Here is a 23,610-nt window from a genome sequence, read left to right as displayed (position 1 = left end):
GTTCGTCCCCTTGTCGTGGTGGGGTCGCCCAACGAGCGTATCGTGATGATGACGACAGTCAACGGTGCGCGATAGAGATGATGTCGGCGAACGGGACAGGGGTCCGAATGTCCGTATTCTCACTCGATCCACAGCAGACCGCCCGCTGCGCGGAACTGCGCGCCCTCGCGGCCGAACGGCTCCGGCCGATCGCCGACAAGGGCGAACCCGGCCGTGTCAACCGCCCCCTCGTCGCCGCCCTCGGCGAGCACGGCCTGCTCGCCGGGCTCTTCGACGCGGGCGCCCTCGACCTCTGCCTGCTCCGCGAGTCCCTCGCCCAGACCTGTACGGAGGCCGAGACCGCCCTCGCCCTCCAGGGCCTCGGCGGCCACCCGGTCGCCGCCTTCGGCACCCCCGAGCAGCGGGCCCGCTGGCTGCCCGAGGTCGTCGCGGGGCGGGCCGTCGCGGCCTTCGCGCTCAGCGAGCCCGAGGCCGGCTCGGACGCCGCCGCGCTCGCCCTGGAGGCCCGCCCGGACGGCGCGGGCGGCTGGCGCCTGCACGGCGAGAAGCGCTGGATCTCCAACGCCCCGGAAGCCGACTTCGCCACCGTCTTCGCCCGCACCACCCCCGGGGCGGGCTCCCGTGGCGTCACCGCCTTCCTCGTCCCGGCCGAACGGCCAGGACTCTCCGGCAGCGCCCTCGACATGCTCGCCCCGCACGCCATCGGGAGCCTCGTCTTCGACGGCGTCCCGGTCGGCCCCGCGGACCTCCTGGGCGAGCCCGACCGGGGCTTCCGGGTCGCCATGACCACGCTCAACCGCTTCCGTCCGAGCGTCGGCGCCTTCGCGGTCGGCATGGCCCAGGCCGCCCTCGACGCCACCCTCGCGCACACCGCCACCCGCGCGGCCTTCGGCGGCGTGCTCGGCGACCTCCAGGCCGTCGCCCACCAGGTCGCCGAGATGGCCACCCGTACCGAAGCCGCCCGCCTCCTCGTCTACGCGGCGGCCGCCGCCTACGACGCCGGGGCGGACGACGTGCCCCGCCGCGCGGCGATGGCGAAGCTGCTCGCCACCGAGACCGCGCAGTACGTCGTCGACGCGGCCGTCCAGCTGCACGGGGCGCGGGCGCTGCAGCGCGGCCATCTCCTCGAACACCTCTACCGGGAGGTGCGTGCCCCCCGCATCTACGAGGGCGCCACCGAGGTCCAGCGCACGATCATCGCCAAGGAGCTGTACCACGCTCATGCGGCGCAGGAACCGCAGAAGCAGCCACAGGAGGTCACGGCATGAGCCTGCACCGGCACAACCCCGCCGAACTCTCCCCGCCCACCGGCTTCTCCCACGCCGTCACCGCCACCGGCTCCCGGCTCGTCCTCCTCGCCGGGCAGACCAGCCTCGACCGCGACGGCAAGGTCGTCGGGGAGACCCTGCCCGAGCAGTTCGAGACCGCCCTCACCAACCTCCTCACCGCGCTCCGGCACGCCGGCGGCTCCCCGAGGGACCTCGCGCGCGTCACGGTCTACGCCACCGACATCGCCGACTACCGCCGCCACGCCCACGAACTGGGCCGGATCTGGCGGCGGTTGGCGGGCCGCGACTATCCGGCGATGGCCGTCATCGGAGTCGTACGGCTCTGGGACGAACAGGCGCTTGTCGAGGTGGACGGCCTCGCCGTCCTGGAGTGAACGGCCGGTGACCGCACCCCCGCTTGATCAACTGGAGAGTCACAGAACCCGGGCTTAATGTCGAAAGGTGGACTGACCGGCCCACGGCCTCTCTCAGTGAGCGAGGGCGCGATCCGCCATGAGCACACCGAACCCCACGCCCAACCCAGCACAGACCACGACGCCGCCCAAGAAGGGCGGCGACGGCAAGGGCATAGCCCTCTTCGTCATCGCCTCGTGTCAGCTGATGGTCGTTCTCGACATCACGATCGTCAACATCGCACTGCCCCACATCCAGGACTCCCTGAACTTCTCCACCACGAGCCTGTCCTGGGTGGTCAACGCGTACACGCTGACCTTCGGCGGACTGCTGCTGCTCGGCGGACGCGCCGGTGACATCCTCGGCCGGCGCCGCGTCTTCATCTTCGGCATCCTGCTCTTCGGATTCGCCTCGCTGCTCTGCGGCTTGGCCCAGAACGACTGGCAACTGCTGGCCGCCCGGGCCCTGCAGGGCGTCGGCGGCGCGATAGCCTCCCCGACCTCGCTCTCCCTGATCACCACGAACTTCGAGGAAGGCCCGGAACGCAACCGGGCCTTCGGCGTGTTCGCGGCGGTCTCGGCGGGCGGCGGAGCGATCGGCCTCGTCGCCGGCGGACTGCTCGTCGAATGGCTCGACTGGCGCTGGATCTTCTTCGTCAACGTGCCGATCGCCCTGCTCATCGCGTTCCTCACGCCCCGCCACATCAAGGAGTCCGAACGCCACCCCGGGCACTTCGACTTCACCGGAGCGCTCACCTCCACCCTCGGCATGGTGGCGCTGGTGTACGGGTTCATCCGGGCCGCCCAGGAAGGCTGGCGGGACCCGTGGACGCTGGCGTCGTTCGGCGCGGCGGTCGTCCTGCTGCTCCTGTTCATCCTGGTCGAGCGGCGCTCCCGGCAGCCGATCACCCCGCTGCACATGTTCGCGGACCGCAACCGGGCGGGCACGTACGCCATCATGCTCTGCCTCGCCGCGGCGATCTTCGGGATGTTCTTCTTCCTGACGCTCTGGGTGCAGGACGTCCTGCACTTCAGCCCGCTCAAGACCGGCCTGGCGTTCCTGCCGGTGAGCGCGATCATCGCGGTCGGCGCCGGGCTCACCTCCAACCTGCTCCCCAGATACGGGCCGAAACCCTTCATGGTGGCCGGCTCGTTCATGTCGGCGGTCGGTCTTTCCTGGCTGACCCTGACCGACGTCCACTCCACCTATCTGGGCAGCGTCCTCGGCCCGATCCTGGTCTTCGGCTTCGGCATGGGCCTGATCTTCGTCTCGCTGACCATCATGGCGCTGTCCAACGTCGAGCAGCAGGAGGCGGGCGCCGCGTCCGGGCTGCTCAACGCCACGCAGCAGGTGGGCGGTTCGCTCGGCCTGTCGATCCTGGTGACGGTCTTCGGCACGGCCAGCCGCAACGAGGCGAAGGACCAGATCCCCGCCTTCCTCGCCCAGGCGAGTCCCCTGGAGAAGGCCCAGTTCGCCAAGACGGGCGAACTTCCCCCGCCCTGGTCCGACGAGGTCCTCACGGCCGGTGTCTCCCAAGGCTTCATCACGGCCGCGATCTTCTCCGTGGTGGCGTTCGTCATCTCCATCTTCGTGATCCAGGTCCGCGCCTCGGACATCGAACGCCTCAAGGGCGGCATGCCACCTCCCGGCTGACCCGACGGCCGCCGATCCGACAGAAGGCCGCCCGACGGGCTGTCAGTGGCGGCGCGTACGGTCCGTTCCATGACCGTGAACGCGCTCGCCACGTCCGCCCTGACCGCCGCCGCGGTCCGCGACCTGCTCGCCCTCCCCGCCATGACCCCCGTGCCCGACGAGGAGTTCCTCGACCACAGCTCGGACGTCCTGGGGTGGACGTTCACGCACCTGGTCTGCGACGCCGAGCGCACGCCCCACGACCACGTCCTCTCCTACACCGCGGACAACCCGCTGGGGGACAGGACGGCGACGTTCAACCTGGTCTTCGCCGAGGCGTACCCGCACGACCCGGAGGGCGAGGAGAACGTCAAGTGGCTGACGGGTGACGTCCGGGGCTGGGCGGACGAGCTGGGCTGGAGCTTCCGTACGGACGCGACGCTCGACACCTGCGAGAGCGTCCTCGCCGAGGCCGCGGAGGCGATGAGCGAGGTCCTCGGGAGCGGACCCGTCCGGACCCTGCGCACGGACGGGTCGTTCAGCATGGGCCCGTACGCGCTCTGCCGCATATGGCGCACGGACGAGCACGCCGTCGTGGTCAGCCCCCTGGAGGACCACGGCCCGTACGGCTACCTGACCCACTTCGTCCTGGCCCTGACGCCCTGCCCGGCCGACGAGGAGCTCCCCGCCGACGACGACGGACTGCGGACGTGGGTCGTCGACCGGATCGACTGGTAGCGGGGCGTACCGGGGGATCACTCCACGTACGATCGAGGGCGTTGTCGTATCACTCTGCGAACACTCTCCGAGGGAGCTTCTCCATGGCCCAGATCGCGTTCAAGGGCAACCCCGTCCAGGTCAACGGCGTGCTGCCCGCCCCCGGCAGCGTCGCTCCGGCGTTCTCGCTCGTCGCCAAGGAGCTGACGGACAGCACGCTGGAGCAGTACGCGGGTCAGCGCAAGGTCCTGAACATCTTCCCGAGCGTCGACACCGGCGTCTGCGCCGCCTCGGTGCGCGCGTTCAACGAGAAGGCCGCCGACCTGGACAACACGGTCGTGCTCTGCATCTCCGCGGACCTGCCCTTCGCCCAGTCCCGCTTCTGCGGCGCCGAGGGCCTGGAGAACGTGAAGACGCTCTCCACCCTGCGCGACCGTGACTTCCACACCAACTACGGCGTCGACATCGCCGACGGCCCGCTGGCCGGCCTGACCGCCCGCGCCGTCGTCGTCCTCGACGAGAACAACGAGGTGCTCCACTCCGAGCTCGTCGGCGAGATCGCCACCGAGCCCGACTACGAGGCCGCCATCGCCGCCCTGAAGTAGGCCGGAACGGGTACGGGCGGGCCGCCGACGCGGCGCCCGCCCGTGCCACCTGACCCTCCCACGACCGCCGGGTGAACTCTGGTGGAAGCTTGGCCCCAGGACGATTCGCGGGGTGCCGGCGCCGGGGATAGTGATCCCGGTCAGACAGAGTTCACGCACGTGGGGGTTCGATGACGAGATGGGATGCGGTCCGGGTCCGGCAGGGTCTCGTCGACAGCTGTTCCTCGGCCGAGCAGGCCGGTGACCAGGCCCTTCGCAAGGGCAAGCCGCGCGAGGCGCGGCGGCACTACGAGCGGATGCTGGCCGAGTCGATCCGGCTCGCCGAGCAGTTCCCCGACCTCGCCACCCGACGGGACCTGAGCCTCTCGTTCAACAAGTACGGCGCCTTCTGGGTGGGCGCCGACCGCCTCGACCAGGCCGCGCAGGCGTACGAGGAGGGCCTCGCCATCGCCACCCGGCTGCGCGAGGAGAACCCGGACGACATCCGGCTCCTGAGGGACCTCAGGTTCGGCGAGTTCAAGCTCGGCGAGATCGCCCTGCGGACCGGCGGCCCCGCGGCCCAGGACACCGCGCACGACCGCTTCACGACCGCCCTCTCGCTCGCCGAGCACGTCGTCGCGGCCGACCCGCTCCACCCCGCCGACCGCCGCGAGCTGGGCGTCGTCCTGGAGCGCCTCGGCCTGCTCGCGTCCGAACGCCAGGACCTCGACGAGGCCGCGCGCCGGTACGCCCGCGCCCTCGCCGTACGCCGTGAACTCGCGACCGAGCTCCCCGGCGACCCCCAGGCGCGGCGCGACCTCGCCGTCCAGTACGAACGCCTGGGCGATCTGGCCCTGCGCCGCCGCGACCTGGAGGCCGCCCGCGCCCACTACGACGAGTCCCTCTCGCTGCGCCGCGCCCTCCTCGGGGACGACCCGCGGGACCTGTCGACCCAGCGCGACCTGAGCGTCCTCTGTGAGCGCCTCGGGGACGTGGCGCTGCTCACCGACGGCCCGGAGCAGGCCCGCCAGTGGTACGACGACAGCTTCGCCATCCTGGACGCGGCCTACGGCCCCAAGCACCCGGAGACGCGTACGCTCCGCAAGAAGCTCCGCAGCCACCCGACGGCCCCGAACTGACCCCCGGTGTCATCGGGACGGGAGCCAGGTCCGCCAGGTGGTCTCGTTCTCCTCCACCCAGCGCGCCGCCGCCTCCCGCGGTGACAGCTTCTGCTCCGCGATCATCAGGGCCACGTCGTTCTGCATCTCCGTCGTCCACCGGAACTTCTTCAGGAACGCGGCGGCGTCGCCCCCGCCGTCCGCGAAGCGGGCGTTGAGGAACTTCTGCAGCGGCGTGTGCGGGTACGCGCAGGCCACCTTCTCCGGATCGGCGTCGCAGCCCTCCTTGTACGCGGGCAGCTTCACCTCCGTCATCGGGACCTTCTCGAACAGCCACTGGGGCTTGTACCAGTAGCTCAGGAACGGCTTCTTCTCCTTGGCGAACTGCTTGATCTGGGTGATCTGCGCCGCCTCGGAGCCCGCGAACACGACCTCGTAGTCGAGGTCCAGGTTCTTCACGAGCGCCTTGTCGTTCGTCACGTAGGACGGCGAGCCGTCCAGCAACTGGCCCTTGCCGCCGCTCTCCGCGGTACGGAACTCGTCGGCGTACTTGTTCAGGTTCTTCCAGTCGGTGACGTCCGGGTGCTTCTCGGCGAAGTACGTCGGTACGAACCAGCCGATGTGGCCGGTCACCCCGAGGTCGCCGCCCCGGGCGATCGTCCCCTTGTCCTCGACGTACCGCTTCTCCTGCTCCGGGTGGCCCCAGTCCTCCAGGATGGCGTCCACCCGGCCCTGGCTGAGCGCGTCCCAGGCCGGCACCTCGTCGATCTGGACGGTGTCCACCCGGTAGCCGAGCTCGTGCTCGAGCAGGTACTGGGCGACGGCGACGTTGGCCTGCGCGCCCACCCACGACTGCACCGACAGGGTCACCGTGCGGGAGCCCTCGGCGTCGGCGAACGGGGAGGCCTGGCGGGTCATGTCGGCGGCTCCGCAGCCGGTGAGGCCGACCGCCAGGGCGGCGGCCGTCACGAGTGCGGCGATTCGGGTACGAGCCATCTCAGGCCCCCTTTCCGGAGAGGTCACGGCGCTGCGTCGGCTGGGTGACGCGGTCGAGCATCAGGCCCAGGCAGACGATCGCGGCGCCCGCGACCAGGCCGGTCGCCAGGTCGCCCTGGGCGAGGCCGAAGACCGCGTCGTAGCCGAGCGCGCCGCCGCCCACGAGCCCGCCGATGACGACCACGGCGAGCACGAGCACCACGCCCTGGTTGACGGCGAGGAGCAGCGCGGGCCGGGCCAGCGGCAGCTGGACCTGGAGGAGCTGCTGGCGGCCGGTCGCGCCCAGCGAGCGCGCCGACTCGAGCGCGGCCGGGTTCACCGCGCGTACGCCCTGGGCCGTGATCCGTACGACCGCGGGCAGCGCGTAGACCACGGCGGCCGCGACCGCCGGGGCGCGGCCCACCCCGAACAGGGCGACCACGGGGATCAGGTACACGAACTGCGGCATCGTCTGGAAGACGTCGAGCACCGGGCGCAGCGCCCGGTCAAGGCGGCCGCTGCGGGCCGCGGCGACGCCGAGGGCGAAGCCGAGCAGGAGGGTCACCGCGACGGCGGCCAGGACCTGGGAGAGCGTGTCGAGCGCCGGGTCCCAGACGCCGAGCACGCCGATCGCGGCCATCGCGAGGACGGCGGTCGTGGCGGTGCGCCAGGTGCCGATGAGCAGGGCGAGCGCGCCGACGCCGATCAGGACCGCCCACCAGGGCAGCCACTGGAGGCCGTCGCGCAGCGGGTTGAGGACCCAGGTGGTGAACCGGGCCGCCCAGTCGGCGGTGCCGCCGACGAGCGGTACGCCGGAGTAGAGGTGGGCGGTCATCCAGTCGACCGCCCCGTTGACGGGTTCGGCGACGTCGACGGTCCACGCGGTGGGCCAGGTGAGCCGGTCGGTCAGGCGGCCCGCGACGGCGACGACGGCGGTCACCGCGAGGGCGACGGCCCACCCGAGCCGCGACCGGCGGGCCGGAGCCGCGCCGATCCGCTCGCCCGCTGCGGCGGTCACCCGGTCCAGGACGACGGCGAGCAGCACGATCGGCACGCCGGCGGCGAGCGCGGCACCGACGTCCACCGAGGCCAGCGCCTGGTAGACCCGGTCGCCGAGGCCACCGGCGCCGATGACGGACGCGATCACGGCCATGCCGAGCGCCATCATGATCGACTGGTTGACGCCGAGCAGCAGCTCCTTGCGGGCCAGCGGCAGCCGGGCCGTCAGGAGCCGCTGCCTGCCGGTCGCGCCGAGCGAGGCCGAGGCCTCCATGACGCCGGCGTCGACGCCCCGAAGGCCGAGCGCGGTGAGCCGCGCCATGGGCGGGGCGGCGTAGACGACGGTCGCGAGCACGGCCGCGGGCACGCCGATCCCGAAGACGAGGACCACGGGCAGCAGGTACGCGAAGGCCGGCAGCACCTGCATGGTGTCCAGGACCGGGCGCAGAACCCGGTGCATACGGTCGGACAGGCCCGCGGCGAGCCCGAGGAGGCCGCCGAGCAGCACGGACGCGGCGACGGCGACCACCATGAGGGCGAGCGTCTGCATGGTCGGCACCCACATGCCGAGCAGCCCGCAGACGGCAAAGGCGGCGACGGACGTCAGCGCGAGCCGGACGCCCGCGACCCGCCAGGCCACCAGCCCGGCGGCGGCGGTCACGCCGGCCCAGCCGAGCGCGAGCAGCACGAGGTACACCGCGCGCACGGAGACGACCACGACGTTGCTGACGTGACCGAGGAAGTACAGGAACAGCGGGTGGCCGTCGCGGTTGTCGATGATCCAGTCGCTGGTGCGACCGAGCGGTCCGGAGACGTCGACGGCGAGCGCCGAGGGCCAGCCGCCGGTGCCCAGCAGGAGGCCGCCGAGGACGAGCGCGAGGAGCGCACCGGCCCCGATCAGCCGGCCGCGGTGGCGGGCGACGGCGCGCAGCGCGGCGCCGACACCGCCCGGGCCGCCCGACGAGGCGGAGGTGACGGTGGCGGTCATCGGCCCCACCGCCCACGAGCCGTACCGGTCGGACCGCCCGGCGGCGGCCAGGTCGAATGGGCGAACATCAGGCCACCGCCTTCCGCGAAGCGGCGGCCGGGACCCCGGCGACGACGCCGAGGAGCCCCGCGTGGTCGACCACGCCGAGACAGCGGCCGTCCTCGACGACGCGCGCGTTCTCGCCCGTACGGGCCACGGCCTCGATCGCCTCGTGGACGGTGGCGCTCGGGGCGAGCGAGGGCCCGCCCTCGTGCTCGTCGGGGAGCGCGGGGCGCATCGCCGAGCGGACGGTCAGGACCTGCACGCGCGGCACGTCCCGGACGAAGTCCCTGACGTACTCGTCGGCGGGGGAGCCCACGATCTCCTCGGGCGTGCCCAGCTGGACGATCCGCCCGTCGCGCATCAGCGCGATGCGGTCGCCGAGCTTCAGCGCCTCGCTCAGGTCGTGCGTGATGAAGACCATCGTCCGGCCCTCCTCCCGGTGCAGGCGGACGACCTCCTCCTGCATGTCCCGGCGGATCAGCGGGTCGAGCGCGCTGAACGGCTCGTCGAACAGCAGGACTTCGGGGTCCACGGCGAGCGCGCGGGCCAGCCCGACGCGCTGCTGCTGGCCGCCGGACAGCTGGCCGGGCCTGCGGTGCTCCATGCCCTCCAGGCCCACCTTGGCGACGAACTCCGCCGCCCGTTCCCGCCGTTCGCCGCGGCCCACGCCCTGGATCTCCAGTCCGTAGGCGACGTTGTCGAGCACCGACCGGTGCGGCAGCAGACCGAAGTGCTGGAAGACCATCGCGGCCCGGTGCCTGCGCAGTTCGCGCAGCCGGCCGGCGTCCATGGACAGCACGTCCTCGCCGTCGATGGAGAGGGTGCCCGAGGTCGGCTCGATGAGCCGGGTCAGACAGCGTACGAGGGTCGACTTGCCCGAGCCCGACAGGCCCATGACGACGAAGACCTCACCTCTTCGGACGTCGAAGGAGACCTCGCGGACGGCGGCGGTGCAGCCGGTCCGCTCGCGCAGCTCGGCGGGGCCGAGGGCGGCGAGTTCCGGGTCGGCGGGCACGCGGTCGGCCTTCGGGCCGAAGACCTTCCACAGGTCGCGTACGGAGAAGACGGGATCGGTGTTCATCGTTTACTGCCTCCCAGCAGGTCGGCGCATTTCTCGCCGACCATGAGCACGCCGATCATGGGGTTGACGGCGGTCATGGTCGGGAAGACGGACGCGTCGGCGATCCGGATGCCGTCGAGGCCCCTGATCCTCAAGTCGGGCGCGACGACGGCGAGTTCGTCGTCGGCGGCCCCCATCCGGCAGGTGCCGGCCGGGTGGTAGACGGTGTGGGCCACGTGCCGGGCGTAGGCGCTGAGCTCCTCGTCGGAGGTGACCTCGGGCCCCGGGCAGACCTCGCGCTTCAGCCATCCGGCGAGCGGCTCGCTCGCCGCGATCTCCCGGGCGATCCGGATCCCGTCGACGAGGGTCCGGCCGTCGTAGTCGTCCTCGTCCGTGAAGTACCGGAAGTCGAGGGCGGGTTTGACCTCGGGGTCGGCGCTCGTCAGGTAGAGTCGGCCGCGGCTGCGCGGCTTGGGGATGTTCGGGGTCATCGAGACGCCGTGCGCGGGCCGTTGATAGCCCAGCCGCTCGGGGTTGTCGGTGAAGGGGATCTGGTAGAAGTGGAACATCAGGTCCGGCCCCTCTGCCGCCGGATCCCGCCGGACGAAGAGCCCGGCGTCGGAGTCCATCGCCGAGTTCTCCGGGATCGGCCCGTGGGTCTCCCAGACGATGACGGACTCGGGGTGGTCCAGCAGGTTCTCCCCGACGCCCGGCAGGTCGTGCACGACGGGGATGCCGAGCTTCTCCAGGTCCGCGCGCGGCCCGATGCCGGAGTGCAGCAGCAGCCGCGGGGTGTCCACGGCCCCCGCGCACACGAGGACCTCGCGCCGGGCGCGTACGACATGCTCCGCGCCGTCCTTCGTACGGATGTGCACGCCGGTCGCGCGGGTGCCTTCCAGCTCCAGCCGGAACGCCCAGGTCTCCAGGGCGATGTGCAGGTTCGGCCGGTCGAGGAACGGGTGCAGATAGGCCACGGACGCGGAGGACCGCTTGTTGTTCTCGGGGTGGTACGCGAGATCGAAGAACCCGACGCCCTCGTGGAAGGGCTGCCGGTTGAACCCCTCGACCCGCGGAACCCCGAGCGCGCTCTGCGCCGCGTCGACGAAGTCCCGGGCGATCGCGTTCCGGTCGGCCTCGTCGACGGGGACGATGTTGTTGCGCAGCCGGGCGAAGTACGGGTCCATGGCCGCCGCGTCCCACCCCTCGGCGCCCGCCTCGGCCCACTCGTCCCAGTCGGAAGCGAGCGGCTTGAACGCGATGAGGGTGTTGTGCGAGGAGCAGCCGCCGAGCACCCGCGCACGGCTGTGGCGGATGTACGAGTTGCCCCGGGGCTGCGCGGTGGTGGGGTAGTCGTAGTCCAGCTCACCGCCGAGCAGGCCCATCCAGCGGCGCAGGGTGAGGACGTCGTCGCGGCCGACGTCGCTGGGGCCGCCCTCGATGACGGCGACGCTGACGTCGGGGTCCTCGGTCAGCCGGGAGGCGATGACGGAACCGGCCGTACCGCCGCCGACGACGACGTAGTCGTACAGGTGCTGGTCGTGCTGCTCGCTCATGCCTGGCCCTTCTCTCCCGCGAACCAGCGCACGGGGCGCGGAGCGAGGTTCCGATAGATGTGCTTGGCCTCGCGGTACTCGGCGAGGCCGCTCGGGCCGAGCTCACGGCCGATGCCGGACTTGCCGAAGCCGCCCCACTCCGCCTGCGGCAGGTACGGGTGGAAGTCGTTGATCCAGACGGTTCCGTGCCGCAGCCGGCCCGCGACGCGCCGGGCGCGCTCCTCGTCGGCGGTCCACACCGCGCCGGCGAGGCCGAACTCGGTGTCGTTGGCGAGGGTGACGGCCTCCTCCTCGGTGCGGAAGGTCTCCACGGTGAGGACGGGCCCGAAGACCTCCTCGCGGACGACCCGCATCCGGCGGTGGCAGTGGTCCAGGACGGTGGGCCGGAAGAAGTAGCCGGGCCCGGCGGGCCTCTCGCCACCCGCCCGCAGCACCGCGCCCTCGCCGAGCGCGGAGGACACGTAGTCCTCGACGCGGGCGACCTGGGCGGCGGAGACCAGCGGCCCGCACTCGACGCCCTCGTCGGTGCCGCGGCCGAGCCGGATCAGTTCGGCCCGGCGGGCGAGTTCGGCGACGAACCGCTCGCGCAGCGACTCCTCGACGATGAGGCGGGAGCCGGCGGAGCAGACCTGGCCGCTGTGGATGAAGGCGGCGTTGAGCGCCTGGTCGACGGCGGTGTCGAAGCCCTCGGGCGTCGAGCAGGCGTCGGCGAACACGACGTTGGGGTTCTTGCCGCCCAGTTCGAGGGCGACCTTCTTCACGCTGTCCGCGGCCGCCCGGGCCACCTTCGTACCGCTGACGAGACCGCCCGTGAACGAGACGAGGTCGACGTCGGGGTGCTCGGCGAGCCGGGCACCGACGGTGGCGCCGGGGCCGGTGACGATGTTCGCGGCGCCGAGCGGCAGCCCGGCCTCCATGAGCAGCTCGACCAGCGCGACGGTGGTCAGCGGGGTGATCTCACTCGGCTTGATCACGAAGGTGTTGCCGGCGGCGAGGGCGGGCGCGACCTTCCAGCTGGCCTGGAGCAGCGGATAGTTCCACGGCGTGATGAGAGCGCAGACCCCGACGGGCTCGTGCACGACGACGCTGTGGATCTCCTCGGACCCGGCGTCGACGACCCGCGCGCCGCTCTCCTTCTCCACGAGGTCGGCGAAGTAGAGGAAGGCGTCGCGGACGCAGTCGACGTCGACGCGCCCCTCCTCGAGCGTCTTGCCCGCGTCCTGGCTCTCCAGGGCGCCGATCCGCTCCCGGTCGCGCTCCAGAAGGCCCGCGACCCGCCGCAGCAGGGCGGCGCGGTCGGCGACGGGCGTACGCGGCCAGGAACCGTCGTCGAACGCGGCGCGGGCCGCGGCCACGGCGTCGTCGGTGTCCAGGACACCGCCTTCCGCCACGACGGCGAAGGTGGTCGCGTCGACGGGATCGATGATCTCGCGCGTGGCGCCGGAGAGGGCGGAGCGCCACTCTCCACCCACGTGGATGGTCTGCTGTGCTGCGGTCACGTCGCGTACGGCCTTTCGTTCCTTTGAATCCCCCTGCCGGTAGCACCGGCGGTCCGGCCGCCTGCCCTGACTACCGGGATCCATGCGCAACGCCTCGCGGAGAGTGGCCTGCTTCACGCACCAACACGCTCAAAAGCAGACATTCGGCCTCGCTCGTATCCATGGGGCGGGAGTCTCTGATGGACTGACCCGGCCGATGTGAGAGGCCGACGAGAGAAGGAGCGACATGCCGCTTGAGGGAACGTACGAGCCCAGCCCGACGCAGTGGGTGCGGGAGCAGGTCGAGCTGTACGAGGCGTCGGGCGGCACGGAGGGCACGACGATGCGCGGCCTCCCCGTCGTCCTGGTGACCAACGTCGGCGCGAAGAGCGGCAAGCTCCGCAAGACCCCGCTCATGCGGGTGGAGCACGAGGGCGCCTACGCCCTCGTCGCCTCCAACGGCGGCGCCGTGAAGCACCCGGTCTGGTACCACAACCTGGTCGCCTTCCCGCAGGTCGAGCTGCGCGACGGGACGGGCCTGTGGGACATGAAGGCCCGCCTGGTGACCGGCGAGGAGCGCCAGGCTTGGTGGGAGCGGGCCGTCGCGGCCTTCCCCACCTACGCCGACTACCAGCGCGGGACCGACCGGGAGATCCCCGTCTTCGTGGTGGAGCGCGTGCAGTGACCCCCTCCCGGCGTCACGCTCCGTAGCGACCCGGTCGCGCGAGGGATCTTCCCAAGGCGGCCGTCCGGAGGTGAGATGGAAGGGAGGTGCACGCCGCCCGAGGGAGTCCACCGTGAACGGCCGCCGCAAGGGACTCGTGACGTACTTCAACCAGGAGGGCGGGTACGGGTTCATCACCCCGTACGGAGACGAGGACGCCGTCTACGTCCGGGCCGAGGACGTGGAGACGGCGGACCAGGTCCTCTCCGAGGGTCAACAGGTCAGCTTCACCCTAGAACTGACCCCGGGGCGCTTCGAGGCCCGGCGGGTACGCCCGTGACGGCCGCTCCGGAGTAGGCGTCGGCGAGGTCGCGCACGGTCGCCATGTCGCTGAAGGGCAGCAGATCGTCGCCGACGATCTGGTGCGGCTCGCTGCCCTTGCCGGCGATCAGGACGGTGTCCCGCGGGCCCGCCGCCGACAGGGCGAACGCGATGGCCTCGCGGCGGTCGGCGATCCGCTCGTACGGTGTGCCGGTCGCGGCGAGGCCGGGGGCGATCTGGTCCAGGATGGCCTGCGGGTCCTCGTTGCGCGGGTTGTCCGAGGTGAGGACGCACAGGTCGGAGTGGGTCCCGGCGATCCGCCCCATGTCGGCCCGCTTGGTCGTGTCCCGGTCGCCGCCGCAGCCGAAGACGGTGATCACCCGGCCGCGCGCGTAGCCCCGGATGGTCGTGAGGGCCTTGTCCAGGGAGTCCGGGGAGTGGGCGTAGTCCACGATCACCGACGTACCGCCCGGTGTCTCGAAGCGCTCGAACCGGCCGGGGACGGGCGGCATCAGCTCGAGTGCGGTGACGAGCGCGCCCAGCTCGTGGCCGAGGACGTGGCAGGCGGCGAGGGTGGCGAGCGCGTTGGCCACCGAGAACCGGCCCGGGACCGGGATCGACGCCGGATACGTACGCCCGCCGTGGTGGAGGGTGAACCGCGTGCCGGACGCGCTGACGACGAGGCCGGTGGCCCGGTAGTCCGCGGGCGCGTCGAGGGCGTACGTGGTCACCGCGCCCGGCATCATCGCCACGATCCCGGCGCCGACCGGGTCGTCGACGTTGACGACCGCGCGCCGGCACAGCCCCTGGAAGAGACGGAGCTTGGCGTCCCGGTAGTTCGCCATCGTCCCGTGGTCGTCGAGGTGGTCCTGCGTGAGGTTGGTGAACACCCCGACGTCGATGAACGTACGGTCCACCCGGTGCGTCAACAGGCCCATCGACGTGGCTTCGAGCACCACACTGCCGGTCCCGCGGTCGCGCATGCACCCCAGGAGGTACTGCAGGTCCGGTGACTCCGGGGTGGTCAGCACGGAGCGCGGCATCGGGATCAGCTCGTCGCCGATGCGGCTGCCGGCCGTTCCGATGACGCCCACCTTCGCGCCCTCGGCGATCCGCAGGGCGGACTCCACCATGTACGAGACCGATGTCTTGCCGTTGGTGCCGGTGATCGCCACGACATCCATCCGCCGCCCCGGCTCGCCGAAGTAACGGGAGGTCACGACCGCGGCCGCCCTCCGGACGTCCGGCACGCGCACGGCACAGGCGCCCGGCGGCCACACCGCGGGCGGCAGCGCCGGTTCGGTGCCGTCGACGAGGACGGCGGCGGCTCCGCGGGCGAGCGCGGGCGCCACGGAGTCGGGCCCGCCCTCCAGATGTCCGGGCACGGCGATGAACAGGCAACCCGGCGTCACCCGCTCCAGGTCGAAGGTGGGCCCCGCGGTGATCGGCGTCCTGCCCGGGTCGCCCTGGAGTACGTGGTGTTCCTGCCCGGCCAGCAAATCGCTCAGCTTCACAATGATCCCTTCGAGGGGGCTCGGCCCGAGCGTGCGGCCGTAGCCAGGCGGCAGCGCCGGCGAGTGCCGGAAGGCTGCTGTGGTGACGTGGAGCGGGGCGGAGACCGCCCGGCGTCAGAAGGGCGGGGCGGACTCGGCCGGTGAGCGACCCGGCGTACGGCACGGAGAGCGGCGCGCCGGGGGAGAGGGATCGCTAGCCGTGGCCGTGCAGCGCGACACGGCGGATCCGGGGCGCTTCGACATCGGCGGCGGTGGTCGGGTCGACGACGGCCGCCCGCACTCCGGACGCGACCTGCCGCAGGCACTGCCTCGGCGAACGCGTGCGACCCATGGAGCGAGTGTAGGGCCGTTCCGGCGACCGGCCGCCCACCTCGCGGGCAGCCCGTCCGCGTTCACGGTCGGTGCATCCCTCGGCCGGGGTTCGGCGGAAGAGCTCGGGAGCCGTGGTGCACGCCGCCGCTTCGGGCCATGGTTGAATCTATCTCAATCATTAAGAGTTTGCGCATTGAAGTACTTCGCCTGCCTTGGAGCCCCCATGCGCCCGTCCACCCCGTGGATCCGACGTCTGCTGCCCCTCGCCCTGCTCATCGCCTGGCTCGCCATCGGCGGCGGTCTCGGCCCGTACGCCGGCAAGCTCGGCGAGGTCGCCACCAACGACCAGGCCGCGTTCCTGCCCCGTAGCGCGGAATCCACCCAGGTCGTCGAGGCGCAGAAGGCGTTCCGCCAGGACGAGACCCTGCCCGCGATCGTGGTCTGGACGGGCGAGCCCGAGGGCCGCGAGCTCGACACGGCCCAGCAGGCCGCGGCCGGCCGGGCCCTGGCCTCGCTCACCGGACGGCCGGGGGTGGCCGGGACTCCGTCCCCGGCCCTCGTGTCGAAGGACGGCCTGGCCCTGAGCGGGGTCGTACAGCTCCGCCCCGACCTCGGGGAGGAGCTGCCCACGGCCCTCGCGGCCGTGACCGAGGCCGCCGAGTCCGTGCCCGGCACCCAGGCGCGGATCGCGGGTCCCGCCGCGACCCAGGCCGACCTGACCGACGCCTTCGCCGGCATCGACGGCCTCCTGCTCGCCGTCGCCCTCGTGACCGTCCTCGTCATCCTGCTGCTCGTGTACCGCAGCGTCCTGCTCCCGCTGGTGATCATCCTCGGCGCGGTCTTCGCGCTCGGACTGGCGTGCGCCGTGGTCTACGTGCTGGCCGACCACGGCGTGGTGCGGGTGGACGGCCAGGTCCAGGGCATCCTGTCGATCCTCGTCATCGGCGCCGCCACCGACTACGCCCTGCTGCTCGCCGCCCGGTACCGCGAGGAACTCGCCGCGCACGCGGACGACCGCTTCCGGGCCATGCGCGCCGCCCTGCGCCAGTCCGTCGGGCCCGTCACGGCCAGCGCGGCCACGGTGGCCCTCGGTCTGCTCGCCCTGCTCTTCAGCGATCTGACGAACAATCGGGCGCTCGGCCCGGTCGGCGCGATCGGCATCGTCTGCGCGGTCCTGAGCGCCCTCACCTTCCTGCCCGCCGTCCTGGTCCTGCTGGGCCGGGCCGCCTACTGGCCGGCCAAGCCGCGGCCGGCGGATGCGGCGAGCGGCGGCCACGGCCTGTGGCGGCGGGTGGCGGACCTCGTGGACCGCGCCCCGCGCAAGGTGTGGGCGATCACCCTCGGCGCGCTGCTCGCGTGCGCTGCGTTCGCCCCGACGCTCGAGTCCCGGGGCGTGCCGCTCGACGAGATCTTCGTGAACGACGCGCCGTCCGTCGCCGCCCAGCAGACGCTGGGGCGCCACTTCCCCGGCGGCTCGGGCAACCCGGCGGTGGTGATCGCCGACGCGGCGGCGCTGCCCGCCGTGACGGCGGCCGCCGAGGCCACCGACGGAGTCGACTCGGCCCGTCCGGTGACGGCCTCCGCGCGGCCCGGCGCCGGAGCGCCGCTCGTCGTGGACGGCAGGGTCAGGGTCGACGTCACCCTGAGCGACGCGGCGGACAGCACGGCGGCGAAGGAGACGGTCGTCCGCCTCCGGCAGGCCGTGCACGCCGTCCCCGGAGCCGACGGACTCGTCGGCGGCTACACCGCCCAGCAGTACGACACCCAGCGCACCGCCGAGCGGGACCGCACCCTCATCGTGCCGGTGGTCCTCGCGATCATCCTGGTGATCCTCGTCGGCCTGCTCCGCTCGCTCCTGATGCCGGTGCTGCTCGTCGCCACGGTGGCGCTCAACTTCCTCGCCACCCTGGGCATCTCCGCGCTCGTCTTCCCGCACGTGTTCGGCTTCACCGGCACCGACTCGTCGGTCCCGCTGTACGGGTTCGTCTTCCTGGTCGCCCTGGGCGTGGACTACAACATCTTCCTGATGTCCCGCGTCCGTGAGGAGTCGCTGCGCCACGGGGTGCGCGAGGGCGTGCGGCGCGGGCTGACGGCCACGGGCGGGGTCATCACGTCGGCGGGCGTCGTCCTCGCGGCCACCTTCGCCGCACTCGGAGTCATCCCCCTCGCCTTCCTCGCGCAGATCGCCTTCATCGTCGCCTTCGGCGTCCTGCTCGACACCCTGGTCGTCCGTTCCCTGCTCGTCCCCGCCCTGGTCCGGGACATCGGGCCGAAGGCCTGGTGGCCGGGCGAACTCAGCCGCAGGACGCGGTAGTAGAGGGGTCGGCGACCCCTCAGACGGGCTTCCCTCCCGGCATCGGGCCGACGGCCCTCGGTCCCGGGAGGGTTCTCGGATGGAGCTGCTCGACCGTCGTGCAGTAGGGCAGTGCGTGCAGCGGCTCGTCGGCCAGGAAGCGCGTCACCAGGTCGGTGATCTCCACCGGCCGTTCCAGGAAGAGCATGTGGTCGCTGTCGGCGACTTCCGCGAACCAGCCCCTGCCGCACGCCTGAGCCATGCGACGGCACTGCGCCGGGGTGGTGAAGGCGTCGTGCTCGCCCGTCGCCGTCAGCGTCGGGGCAGGCACCGGCACGCTGGTGTCGAGCTCCGCGTGGTGGAGCAGACGCAGCGTGTTGGTGCTCACCTGAACCGCCTCGGCCCGGGACAGGGCGGCCAGCCGGCGCAGCAGGAAGCGGCGGACGCGCGAGCCGTTGGTGATCCCGTCGAGGCGCCCCGTGTTCATGAGGATGTCGACCGAGGCATGCGCGTACTCGTCCATCCGGCCGGCGTCCAGGAGAGCCAGCGCGCGGTGCATGGCATCCCGGGAGTGCTCGGGGATGGCCGCCATCGTGCCGACCAGGACCATGCGCCCCACGCGCTCGGGGTGGCGCTGGGCGATGCGGTACGCGATGGCGCTTCCGTAGGAACCGCCCACCACGTTGACCTGCCGCAGACCGCTCTCGTCGAGTATGTGGCAGACGGCGTCCGCCAGTACGTCCACGCTCCGCCCCGGGGGCAGGGGGTCGGCCGCGCCCCAGCCGGGCGGGTCGACGGTGAAGACGTCCATGTTCGTCAGGAACAGCTTCTCGCAGCGCCCCCAGGTCTCCTTGCTCTGGAAGGCGCCCCCGATGAGCAGGAGCGGACGCAGCCTCGGGGCGGTCGCCCGGACCAGTCGCGACTCGCAGCGCAGTCCGTCCCAGCGGTGCCGGCGCACCAGTTCAGGACGGTGCGACGGCTGTGACCCGACCGTGATGGGCGGCGAGGAGAGGGGCATTGCTGGGGTTCCTGTCAGGTGGGTGAAGGAAGCGTGCGGAGGGGCGATGAGCGACATCGCGGCCCGGACCGGTCGCGCATCTGCCGAGCCTTCCCATCGGCACCTTTTGTCCGGCTCCCGGGGCTCAACGAGCCTCGACAATCAAGGGCACGCCGGGATCTCGCCGAAGGCCTGAGAGGACGGGAACGACGACGGGAGTCGTACGGTCACGCGTTCCCGCGTGGCCGCACGACTCCCTGCCGCGGTCCGGGCCTACTTCGGCATGAGGACGGTGTCGACGATGTGGACGGTGGCGTTGGCGGTGGGGACGTCGCCGCAGACGACCTTGGAGGTGTCGTTGACGGTGTAGGCGTCGCCGGAGCCCTTGGTGGTGACCATGCCCTTCTGGAGCGTCTCGAAGGAGCCGTTCTCCAGCTGCTTCGGCGTCAGCTTCTGGCCGACGACGTGGTAGGTGAGGATCTTGGTCAGGGTGGCCTTGTCGGCGAGGACCTTGTCGAGGTCGGCCTTGGGGATCTTGGCGAAGGCGGCGTTGGTCGGCGCGAACACCGTGATGTTCTGCGCGTTGTTGAGGGTGTCGACCAGGCCCGCCTTCTGGACCGCGGCGACCAGGGTCGACAGCTCCGGGTTGTTCGACGCGGCCGTGGCGACCGGGTCCTTCGCCATGCCGTCGAACGAACCGGCACCGTCCTTGGGCACCGAGGCGCACGCCGGGCCGAAGGGGCCGTCGCCGTCCGTGCCGTCCCCGGTGGCGGGCGAACTCTCCTGGGTGGCGGGGGCCTCGGGCGCGGTGTCCGAGGAGGCGGCGTCACTGCCGGAGTCCGTACACGCGGCGAGCGAGAAGGGCAGCACGGCCGCGGCGGCGACGGCGACGGCGGTACGGCGGAAACGACGTGCGTTCATGAAGGGATCTCCTTGTGAGGTGTTCCCCGCCCTGTGAGGTACGGGGGAGTGGGTGGGGCGGGCGGGCCTACCCGGCGGTCACGACGACGGAGTGCCATCCGGCGGCCCCGTCGGGGATGGTTCGCGTGCGCCGTTCGGTCTGGGTCTCACCGGTGCGGTCGGTGGCGCGGACGGTGAGGGTGTGGGTGCCCTTCGTGGCCGGCCAGGGATACGACCACTGGCGCCAGGTGTCCCGGGTGTGCTCGGCGGCCAGGTCGGCCGGCCGCCAGGGGCCGTCGTCGACGCGGATCTCGACCCGGTCGATGCCCCGGTGCTGCGCCCAGGCGACGCCGGCCACCATCACCGTTCCGGAGGCCGGCCGGGCGAAGGGCTTGGGGGTGTCGATGCGGGCCTGCGTCTTGATCGGCGCCCTCCGCGCCCACTTCCGCCTGACCCAGTACGGGTCGTACGCGTCGAAGGTGGTGAGCTCGATGTCCTCGATCCACTTGCACGCCGACACGTAGCCGTACAGGCCGGGAACGAGCATCCGGACCGGAAAGCCGTGGACGAAGGGCAGGGGCTCACCGTTCATGCCGACGGCGAGCATGGCGTCCCTGCCGTCCATGACGTCCTCGACCGGCGTGCCGAGCGTCATGCCGTCGACGGAGCGCGCCACCAACTGGTCGGCGGGCCCGCCTCGGGACGGCGGACGGACGCCCGCTTCGGCGAGGAGGGCGTCGAGGCGCACGCCGAGCCACCGGGCGGTGCCGACGTACGGTCCGCCGACCTCGTTGGAGACGCAGGTCAACGTGATGTCGCGTTCGATCGTCTCGCGGGAGAGCAGTTCCTCGAAGGAGATGCTCAGCTCGCGGCGGACCCCCTTCCCGTGGATGCGCAGGCGCCAGGTGTCGGCCGCGACCTTGGGGACGACCAAGGCGGTGTCCACCCGGTAGAAGTCCTTGGTCGCGGTGGTGAACGGGCTGATGCCGGACAACCGCGGCGCCGCGCCCCGGGGGACGGCGGGGGCCGGTGACGACGGCCGGGGCAGGACGACCGCGGCGCGCGAGGCGACCGCGTCGCCGGACCGCGACGCGTTCAGCACCCGGGCGAGCGCGCCGACGCCCGTACCGGCCGCCGCGGCGGCGCCGACGGCCAGCAGGAACCGGCGACGGCTGCCGCGAGCCCCGGTGTCCGGCCGGCCTGCCGGGCGGGCGACGAGCGGGCCGATCAGGACGTACAGCAGTACCCCGCCCGCTAACCCGCCCACCAGTGACGGCAGGGCGTCGGCGCACGAGTCGGAGTCCGGCCGGTTCAGGGCCGCGGCCGCGCCGACGAGGCCGAAGGCCACGACCCCCGCCGCCCCGGTCCGTCGGCTCCTGAGGGCCAGCACGCCCAGAGCCATCGCCAGGAGGGCGATCACGACGAGAATCCCGGCCTGCAGGACGAGCTTGTCGCTGGTCCCGAAGGTGCGGATGGCCCAGTCCTTGACCCCCGCGGGGGTCCGGTCGACGGCCGCTCCGCCGACGGCCGTCACGGGCCCCGCTTCGGGCCGGACCCCCGCGGCGACCAGTTCGGCAAGCGCCAGCGCCACGTAGCCGGAGACGAGCCCGGCCAGTGCCGCCAGGGTTCCCCGGCCGATGACTGCCTTGTCGATGTTCACGGTCGGGTCTTCGGAACCGCACGGCCCCCGGATGGGTGCGACACCGGAACGGGTGAGATCCGACCGCGCGGTTGACGCCTCCGTGTCGGCCGACCCGGGCCCGAGGCGCAGTCCGCCGTTTCCTCCACGGGCCGTTCCGGCGCATAGGCTGACCGTGTGGCCAGCACCGATGACCGAGACAGGACCGCGCCCCCCGCCGGGGCGCCGGGCGACCTCCAGAGCTTCGCCGTCGCACTGCGCCGTACGCACGGGGAGATGAGCCGGCTGGTCCACGGCTTCGCGCACGCCCACGGACTGCACCCGACCGACGTGCAGGCGCTCGGCATCGTCCTCGACAGCCCGGAACCGCTCACACCCGGCCGGCTGCGCGAGCAACTCGGGCTGACGTCAGGGGCGGTCACCGCCTGTCTCGACCGGCTCGAGAAGGCCGGCCACATCCGCAGGTCCAGGGAGAGCGCGGACCGCAGGGTGGTCCACGTGCACTACGAGGAAGGGGCGCGGGCCGCCGCACGCCAGTACTTCCTCCCGCTGGCGCAGGCCGCAGACCGGGCCAGGGAGCGGTTCGACGCGGAGGAACTGGCCACGGCGCTACGGTTCCTCACCGCGCTCAACGACGAACTGGGAGCTCTCCGGGCCCCCGGCCACTGACTTCCTGAGGGTCGGAGACCACCGCTTCGCGAGCGCGTGCCGTACGGACCAATCCGCCGGCGCCTCCGCCACGAACGACGCGTGTACCCGACCAGAAGCAGGAGGACCGCGGTGAGAGAGAACGCACGTGCGGCCGGTGCCCGGGCACCGGCCGCCCACCCCGAGTTGCCGGAGCTCCTGAGCCGGACGGCCCGCGGGGACCAGGAGGCGTTCACCGCCGTGTTCGACGCCGTCGCAGGACCGGTCCTGGGCGTCGTGCGCGCCGTGCTGCGCGATCCCGCCCAGTCGGAGGAGGTCGCGCAGGAGGTCATGGTCGACATCTGGCGGCTCGCCGCCCGCTTCGACCCCGAGCGCGGTTCGGTGCTCACCTGGGCGCTCACCCTGGCACACCGGCGCGCCGTCGACCGGGTCCGCTCCGAGCAGGCCGCGTCGGACCGCGTGCGGCGCGTCGCCCTGCTGGAACAGACCCCCGCCTACGACGAGGTCGTCGAAGAGGTGGAGAACCGGCTGGACCGCGAGCGGGTACGGCGCTGTCTGCGCGGGCTCACCGAACGGCAGCGCCAGTCCGTCACCCTCGCCTACTACCGCGGCCTGACCTACCGTGAGGTCGCCGAACTCCTCTCGCTGCCCCTCGGCACCGTCAAGACGCGGATGCGCGACGGTCTGATCCGGCTCCGCGACTGCCTGGGGGTGACGGGATGAACGGCTTCGACCCGCACATGCTCACCGGTGCCTACGTGCTCGACGCGCTCGACTCCGACGCCGAGCGGCAGGCGGTCGAACGCCACCTCGACCGCTGTCCGTCCTGCGCCCACGAGGTCGACGAGCTGGCGGAGACGGCCGCCCGCCTGGGACAGGCGGTCGCCGAGACCGTCGGCCCGACCCTGCGCGCCGCGGTGCTGCGCAGGATCACGACCGTGCGTCAGGAACCGCCGTACACGACCGCGTTCGACGGCGACGCGGTGGCCGCCGGTCGCGGCCGGTCGCGGCGCGGCTTCCCCCGGTGGGCGCTGGCCGCGTCCCTCGCCGGCACCGTCGCCCTCGGCGGATTCGCCACCGCCTGGCAGTACGACCGGGCCGAGGAGGCCGCCCGGGCAGCGCGCGAGGCCACGGCAGCGGCCGAGTCCGTCGCGGCCGTCCTGGCCGCGCCCGACGCACGCCTGACCACGGCCCGGCTGGCCGGCGGGGCGGTCGGCACGGTCGTCTACGCGCCCTCGGTCGACCGGGCGGCGTTCGCCGCGTCCGCGCTGCCCCGGCCGCCCGCCGGGTCGGTCTACCAACTCTGGTACGCCGACGGCGACGTCATGCGCCCGGCCGGACTCCTGCCCGCCGACACGACCACCTCCACGACGCTCCTGGCGGGCCGGGTGGACGAGGCGTCCGCCATCGGCATCACCCTCGAACCGGCGGGCGGCTCACCCCGGCCGACCACGGCCCCGCTCGCGGTGATCGCCCTGCCCACCGTGTGAGCCC

The 23,610-nt window shown here is 72.5% G+C and carries 22 protein-coding genes; 12 read left to right on the top strand and 10 right to left on the bottom strand.

Annotated features, from left to right (window positions below):
* Nucleotides 1–107 precede the first annotated feature (107 nt).
* The 6 genes from ACWCO8_RS03510 to ACWCO8_RS03485 all read left to right on the top strand — a co-directional run bounded on the left by ACWCO8_RS03510 (nt 108) and on the right by ACWCO8_RS03485 (nt 5,754).
* Nucleotides 108–1,268: an acyl-CoA dehydrogenase family protein gene (locus ACWCO8_RS03510; protein ID WP_451030702.1), complete on the top strand. Its 1,161-nt coding sequence runs from the start codon at nt 108–110 to the stop codon at nt 1,266–1,268.
* Nucleotides 1,265–1,663 (top strand): RidA family protein, encoded by a 399-nt coding sequence (locus ACWCO8_RS03505; RefSeq protein WP_362014530.1) that lies wholly within the window; start codon nt 1,265–1,267, stop codon nt 1,661–1,663. Before ACWCO8_RS03510 ends, ACWCO8_RS03505 begins: the two co-directional genes overlap by 4 nt.
* A 118-nt stretch (nt 1,664–1,781) precedes the next feature.
* Complete coding sequence (locus ACWCO8_RS03500; protein WP_362014528.1) at nt 1,782–3,335, top strand: MFS transporter; 1,554 nt, start codon at nt 1,782–1,784, stop codon at nt 3,333–3,335.
* Nucleotides 3,336–3,404: 69 nt separating this feature from the next.
* On the top strand, nt 3,405–4,052 hold the full coding sequence (locus ACWCO8_RS03495; protein ID WP_451030701.1) for a hypothetical protein: 648 nt from the start codon (nt 3,405–3,407) through the stop codon (nt 4,050–4,052).
* A gap of 83 nt (nt 4,053–4,135) precedes the next feature.
* Nucleotides 4,136–4,636, top strand: a complete 501-nt coding sequence (gene tpx / locus ACWCO8_RS03490; protein WP_451030700.1) for a thiol peroxidase — start codon at nt 4,136–4,138, stop codon at nt 4,634–4,636.
* 170 nt (nt 4,637–4,806) lie between these two features.
* Nucleotides 4,807–5,754, top strand: a complete 948-nt coding sequence (locus ACWCO8_RS03485; RefSeq protein ID WP_451030699.1) for a tetratricopeptide repeat protein — start codon at nt 4,807–4,809, stop codon at nt 5,752–5,754.
* Nucleotides 5,755–5,763: 9 nt separating this feature from the next.
* On the opposite strand, the gene ACWCO8_RS03480 is transcribed toward ACWCO8_RS03485, so the two are convergent.
* The 5 genes from ACWCO8_RS03480 to ACWCO8_RS03460 all read right to left on the bottom strand — a co-directional run bounded on the left by ACWCO8_RS03480 (nt 5,764) and on the right by ACWCO8_RS03460 (nt 12,849).
* Entirely contained in the window at nt 5,764–6,729 is a 966-nt protein-coding gene (locus ACWCO8_RS03480) for an ABC transporter substrate-binding protein (protein WP_451030698.1), read from the bottom strand.
* A 1-nt stretch (nt 6,730) separates the two neighbouring features.
* On the bottom strand, nt 6,731–8,695 hold the full coding sequence (locus tag ACWCO8_RS03475) for an ABC transporter permease subunit (protein WP_451030697.1): 1,965 nt from the start codon (nt 8,693–8,695) through the stop codon (nt 6,731–6,733).
* Nucleotides 8,696–8,762: 67 nt separating this feature from the next.
* Nucleotides 8,763–9,818 (bottom strand): quaternary amine ABC transporter ATP-binding protein, encoded by a 1,056-nt coding sequence (locus ACWCO8_RS03470; RefSeq protein WP_451030696.1) that lies wholly within the window; start codon nt 9,816–9,818, stop codon nt 8,763–8,765.
* Nucleotides 9,815–11,350: a GMC family oxidoreductase gene (locus tag ACWCO8_RS03465; RefSeq protein ID WP_451030695.1), complete on the bottom strand. Its 1,536-nt coding sequence runs from the start codon at nt 11,348–11,350 to the stop codon at nt 9,815–9,817. Before ACWCO8_RS03465 ends, ACWCO8_RS03470 begins: the two co-directional genes overlap by 4 nt.
* Entirely contained in the window at nt 11,347–12,849 is a 1,503-nt protein-coding gene (locus ACWCO8_RS03460; protein ID WP_451030694.1) for an aldehyde dehydrogenase family protein, read from the bottom strand. Before ACWCO8_RS03460 ends, ACWCO8_RS03465 begins: the two co-directional genes overlap by 4 nt.
* Nucleotides 12,850–13,075: 226 nt before the next feature.
* On the opposite strand from ACWCO8_RS03460, the gene ACWCO8_RS03455 reads away from it, so the two are divergent.
* A complete protein-coding gene (locus ACWCO8_RS03455) occupies nt 13,076–13,513 on the top strand; it encodes a nitroreductase family deazaflavin-dependent oxidoreductase (protein ID WP_451030693.1) in 438 nt (145 codons plus the stop codon).
* 112 nt (nt 13,514–13,625) lie between these two features.
* Nucleotides 13,626–13,832, top strand: coding sequence for a cold shock domain-containing protein (locus ACWCO8_RS03450; RefSeq protein ID WP_362014513.1), 207 nt, complete (start codon nt 13,626–13,628; stop codon nt 13,830–13,832).
* Here ACWCO8_RS03450 and ACWCO8_RS03445 read toward each other — a convergent pair.
* Both ACWCO8_RS03445 and ACWCO8_RS03440 read right to left on the bottom strand, forming a co-directional pair.
* Nucleotides 13,780–15,327, bottom strand: a complete 1,548-nt coding sequence (locus tag ACWCO8_RS03445; protein ID WP_451030692.1) for a UDP-N-acetylmuramoyl-L-alanyl-D-glutamate--2,6-diaminopimelate ligase — start codon at nt 15,325–15,327, stop codon at nt 13,780–13,782. The genes ACWCO8_RS03450 and ACWCO8_RS03445 overlap by 53 nt on opposite strands.
* Before the next feature lie 193 nt (nt 15,328–15,520).
* Entirely contained in the window at nt 15,521–15,658 is a 138-nt protein-coding gene (locus ACWCO8_RS03440; protein WP_451030691.1) for a hypothetical protein, read from the bottom strand.
* A 204-nt stretch (nt 15,659–15,862) separates the two neighbouring features.
* On the opposite strand from ACWCO8_RS03440, the gene ACWCO8_RS03435 reads away from it, so the two are divergent.
* Nucleotides 15,863–17,953, top strand: coding sequence for an MMPL family transporter (locus ACWCO8_RS03435; RefSeq protein WP_451030690.1), 2,091 nt, complete (start codon nt 15,863–15,865; stop codon nt 17,951–17,953).
* A 19-nt stretch (nt 17,954–17,972) separates the two neighbouring features.
* Here the strand turns inward: ACWCO8_RS03435 and ACWCO8_RS03430 are convergent, their stop codons facing one another.
* The 3 genes from ACWCO8_RS03430 to ACWCO8_RS03420 all read right to left on the bottom strand — a co-directional run bounded on the left by ACWCO8_RS03430 (nt 17,973) and on the right by ACWCO8_RS03420 (nt 21,489).
* Nucleotides 17,973–18,950 carry an alpha/beta fold hydrolase gene (locus tag ACWCO8_RS03430; protein WP_451030689.1) on the bottom strand — a complete coding sequence of 326 codons (978 nt, stop codon included), beginning with the start codon at nt 18,948–18,950 and terminating at the stop codon, nt 17,973–17,975.
* Nucleotides 18,951–19,202: 252 nt separating this feature from the next.
* The gene (locus ACWCO8_RS03425; protein WP_451030688.1) at nt 19,203–19,850 is read right to left on the bottom strand and encodes a fasciclin domain-containing protein; all 648 of its coding nucleotides are present in this window, start codon (nt 19,848–19,850) and stop codon (nt 19,203–19,205) included.
* Nucleotides 19,851–19,917: 67 nt separating this feature from the next.
* Nucleotides 19,918–21,489, bottom strand: coding sequence for a molybdopterin-dependent oxidoreductase (locus tag ACWCO8_RS03420; protein ID WP_451030687.1), 1,572 nt, complete (start codon nt 21,487–21,489; stop codon nt 19,918–19,920).
* Nucleotides 21,490–21,645: 156 nt separating this feature from the next.
* Here ACWCO8_RS03420 and ACWCO8_RS03415 point away from each other — a divergent pair, with 156 nt between their 5' ends.
* From ACWCO8_RS03415 to ACWCO8_RS03405, 3 genes are all read left to right on the top strand, one after another.
* Nucleotides 21,646–22,137 carry a MarR family winged helix-turn-helix transcriptional regulator gene (locus tag ACWCO8_RS03415; RefSeq protein ID WP_362014504.1) on the top strand — a complete coding sequence of 164 codons (492 nt, stop codon included), beginning with the start codon at nt 21,646–21,648 and terminating at the stop codon, nt 22,135–22,137.
* Between the two features lie 111 nt (nt 22,138–22,248).
* Nucleotides 22,249–22,839, top strand: a complete 591-nt coding sequence (locus ACWCO8_RS03410) for a sigma-70 family RNA polymerase sigma factor (RefSeq protein WP_451030686.1) — start codon at nt 22,249–22,251, stop codon at nt 22,837–22,839.
* The gene (locus tag ACWCO8_RS03405; RefSeq protein WP_451030685.1) at nt 22,836–23,606 is read left to right on the top strand and encodes an anti-sigma factor; all 771 of its coding nucleotides are present in this window, start codon (nt 22,836–22,838) and stop codon (nt 23,604–23,606) included. The genes ACWCO8_RS03410 and ACWCO8_RS03405 overlap by 4 nt, the downstream gene beginning before the upstream one ends.
* Nucleotides 23,607–23,610 lie beyond the last annotated feature (4 nt).

Source organism: Streptomyces sp. NPDC001927 (genome assembly GCF_053594455.1).
This window is presented reverse-complemented; position numbering and strand designations above follow the sequence as displayed.

Excerpts from the sequence above, each read along its gene's own strand:
- ACWCO8_RS03470 (WP_451030696.1), bottom strand. The coding sequence starts at position 9,818 with ATGAACACCGATCCCGTCTTCTCCGTACGCGACCTGTGGAAGGTCTTC.
- ACWCO8_RS03455 (WP_451030693.1), top strand. The coding sequence starts at position 13,076 with ATGCCGCTTGAGGGAACGTACGAGCCCAGCCCGACGCAGTGGGTGCGG.
- tpx (WP_451030700.1), top strand. The coding sequence starts at position 4,136 with ATGGCCCAGATCGCGTTCAAGGGCAACCCCGTCCAGGTCAACGGCGTG.
- ACWCO8_RS03430 (WP_451030689.1), bottom strand. The coding sequence starts at position 18,950 with ATGCCCCTCTCCTCGCCGCCCATCACGGTCGGGTCACAGCCGTCGCAC.
- ACWCO8_RS03480 (WP_451030698.1), bottom strand. The coding sequence starts at position 6,729 with ATGGCTCGTACCCGAATCGCCGCACTCGTGACGGCCGCCGCCCTGGCG.
- ACWCO8_RS03435 (WP_451030690.1), top strand. The coding sequence starts at position 15,863 with ATGCGCCCGTCCACCCCGTGGATCCGACGTCTGCTGCCCCTCGCCCTG.
- ACWCO8_RS03510 (WP_451030702.1), top strand. The coding sequence starts at position 108 with ATGTCCGTATTCTCACTCGATCCACAGCAGACCGCCCGCTGCGCGGAA.
- ACWCO8_RS03465 (WP_451030695.1), bottom strand. The coding sequence starts at position 11,350 with ATGAGCGAGCAGCACGACCAGCACCTGTACGACTACGTCGTCGTCGGC.
- ACWCO8_RS03440 (WP_451030691.1), bottom strand. The coding sequence starts at position 15,658 with ATGGGTCGCACGCGTTCGCCGAGGCAGTGCCTGCGGCAGGTCGCGTCC.
- ACWCO8_RS03405 (WP_451030685.1), top strand. The coding sequence starts at position 22,836 with ATGAACGGCTTCGACCCGCACATGCTCACCGGTGCCTACGTGCTCGAC.
- ACWCO8_RS03425 (WP_451030688.1), bottom strand. The coding sequence starts at position 19,850 with ATGAACGCACGTCGTTTCCGCCGTACCGCCGTCGCCGTCGCCGCCGCG.
- ACWCO8_RS03505 (WP_362014530.1), top strand. The coding sequence starts at position 1,265 with ATGAGCCTGCACCGGCACAACCCCGCCGAACTCTCCCCGCCCACCGGC.
- ACWCO8_RS03485 (WP_451030699.1), top strand. The coding sequence starts at position 4,807 with ATGACGAGATGGGATGCGGTCCGGGTCCGGCAGGGTCTCGTCGACAGC.
- ACWCO8_RS03495 (WP_451030701.1), top strand. The coding sequence starts at position 3,405 with ATGACCGTGAACGCGCTCGCCACGTCCGCCCTGACCGCCGCCGCGGTC.
- ACWCO8_RS03500 (WP_362014528.1), top strand. The coding sequence starts at position 1,782 with ATGAGCACACCGAACCCCACGCCCAACCCAGCACAGACCACGACGCCG.
- ACWCO8_RS03475 (WP_451030697.1), bottom strand. The coding sequence starts at position 8,695 with ATGACCGCCACCGTCACCTCCGCCTCGTCGGGCGGCCCGGGCGGTGTC.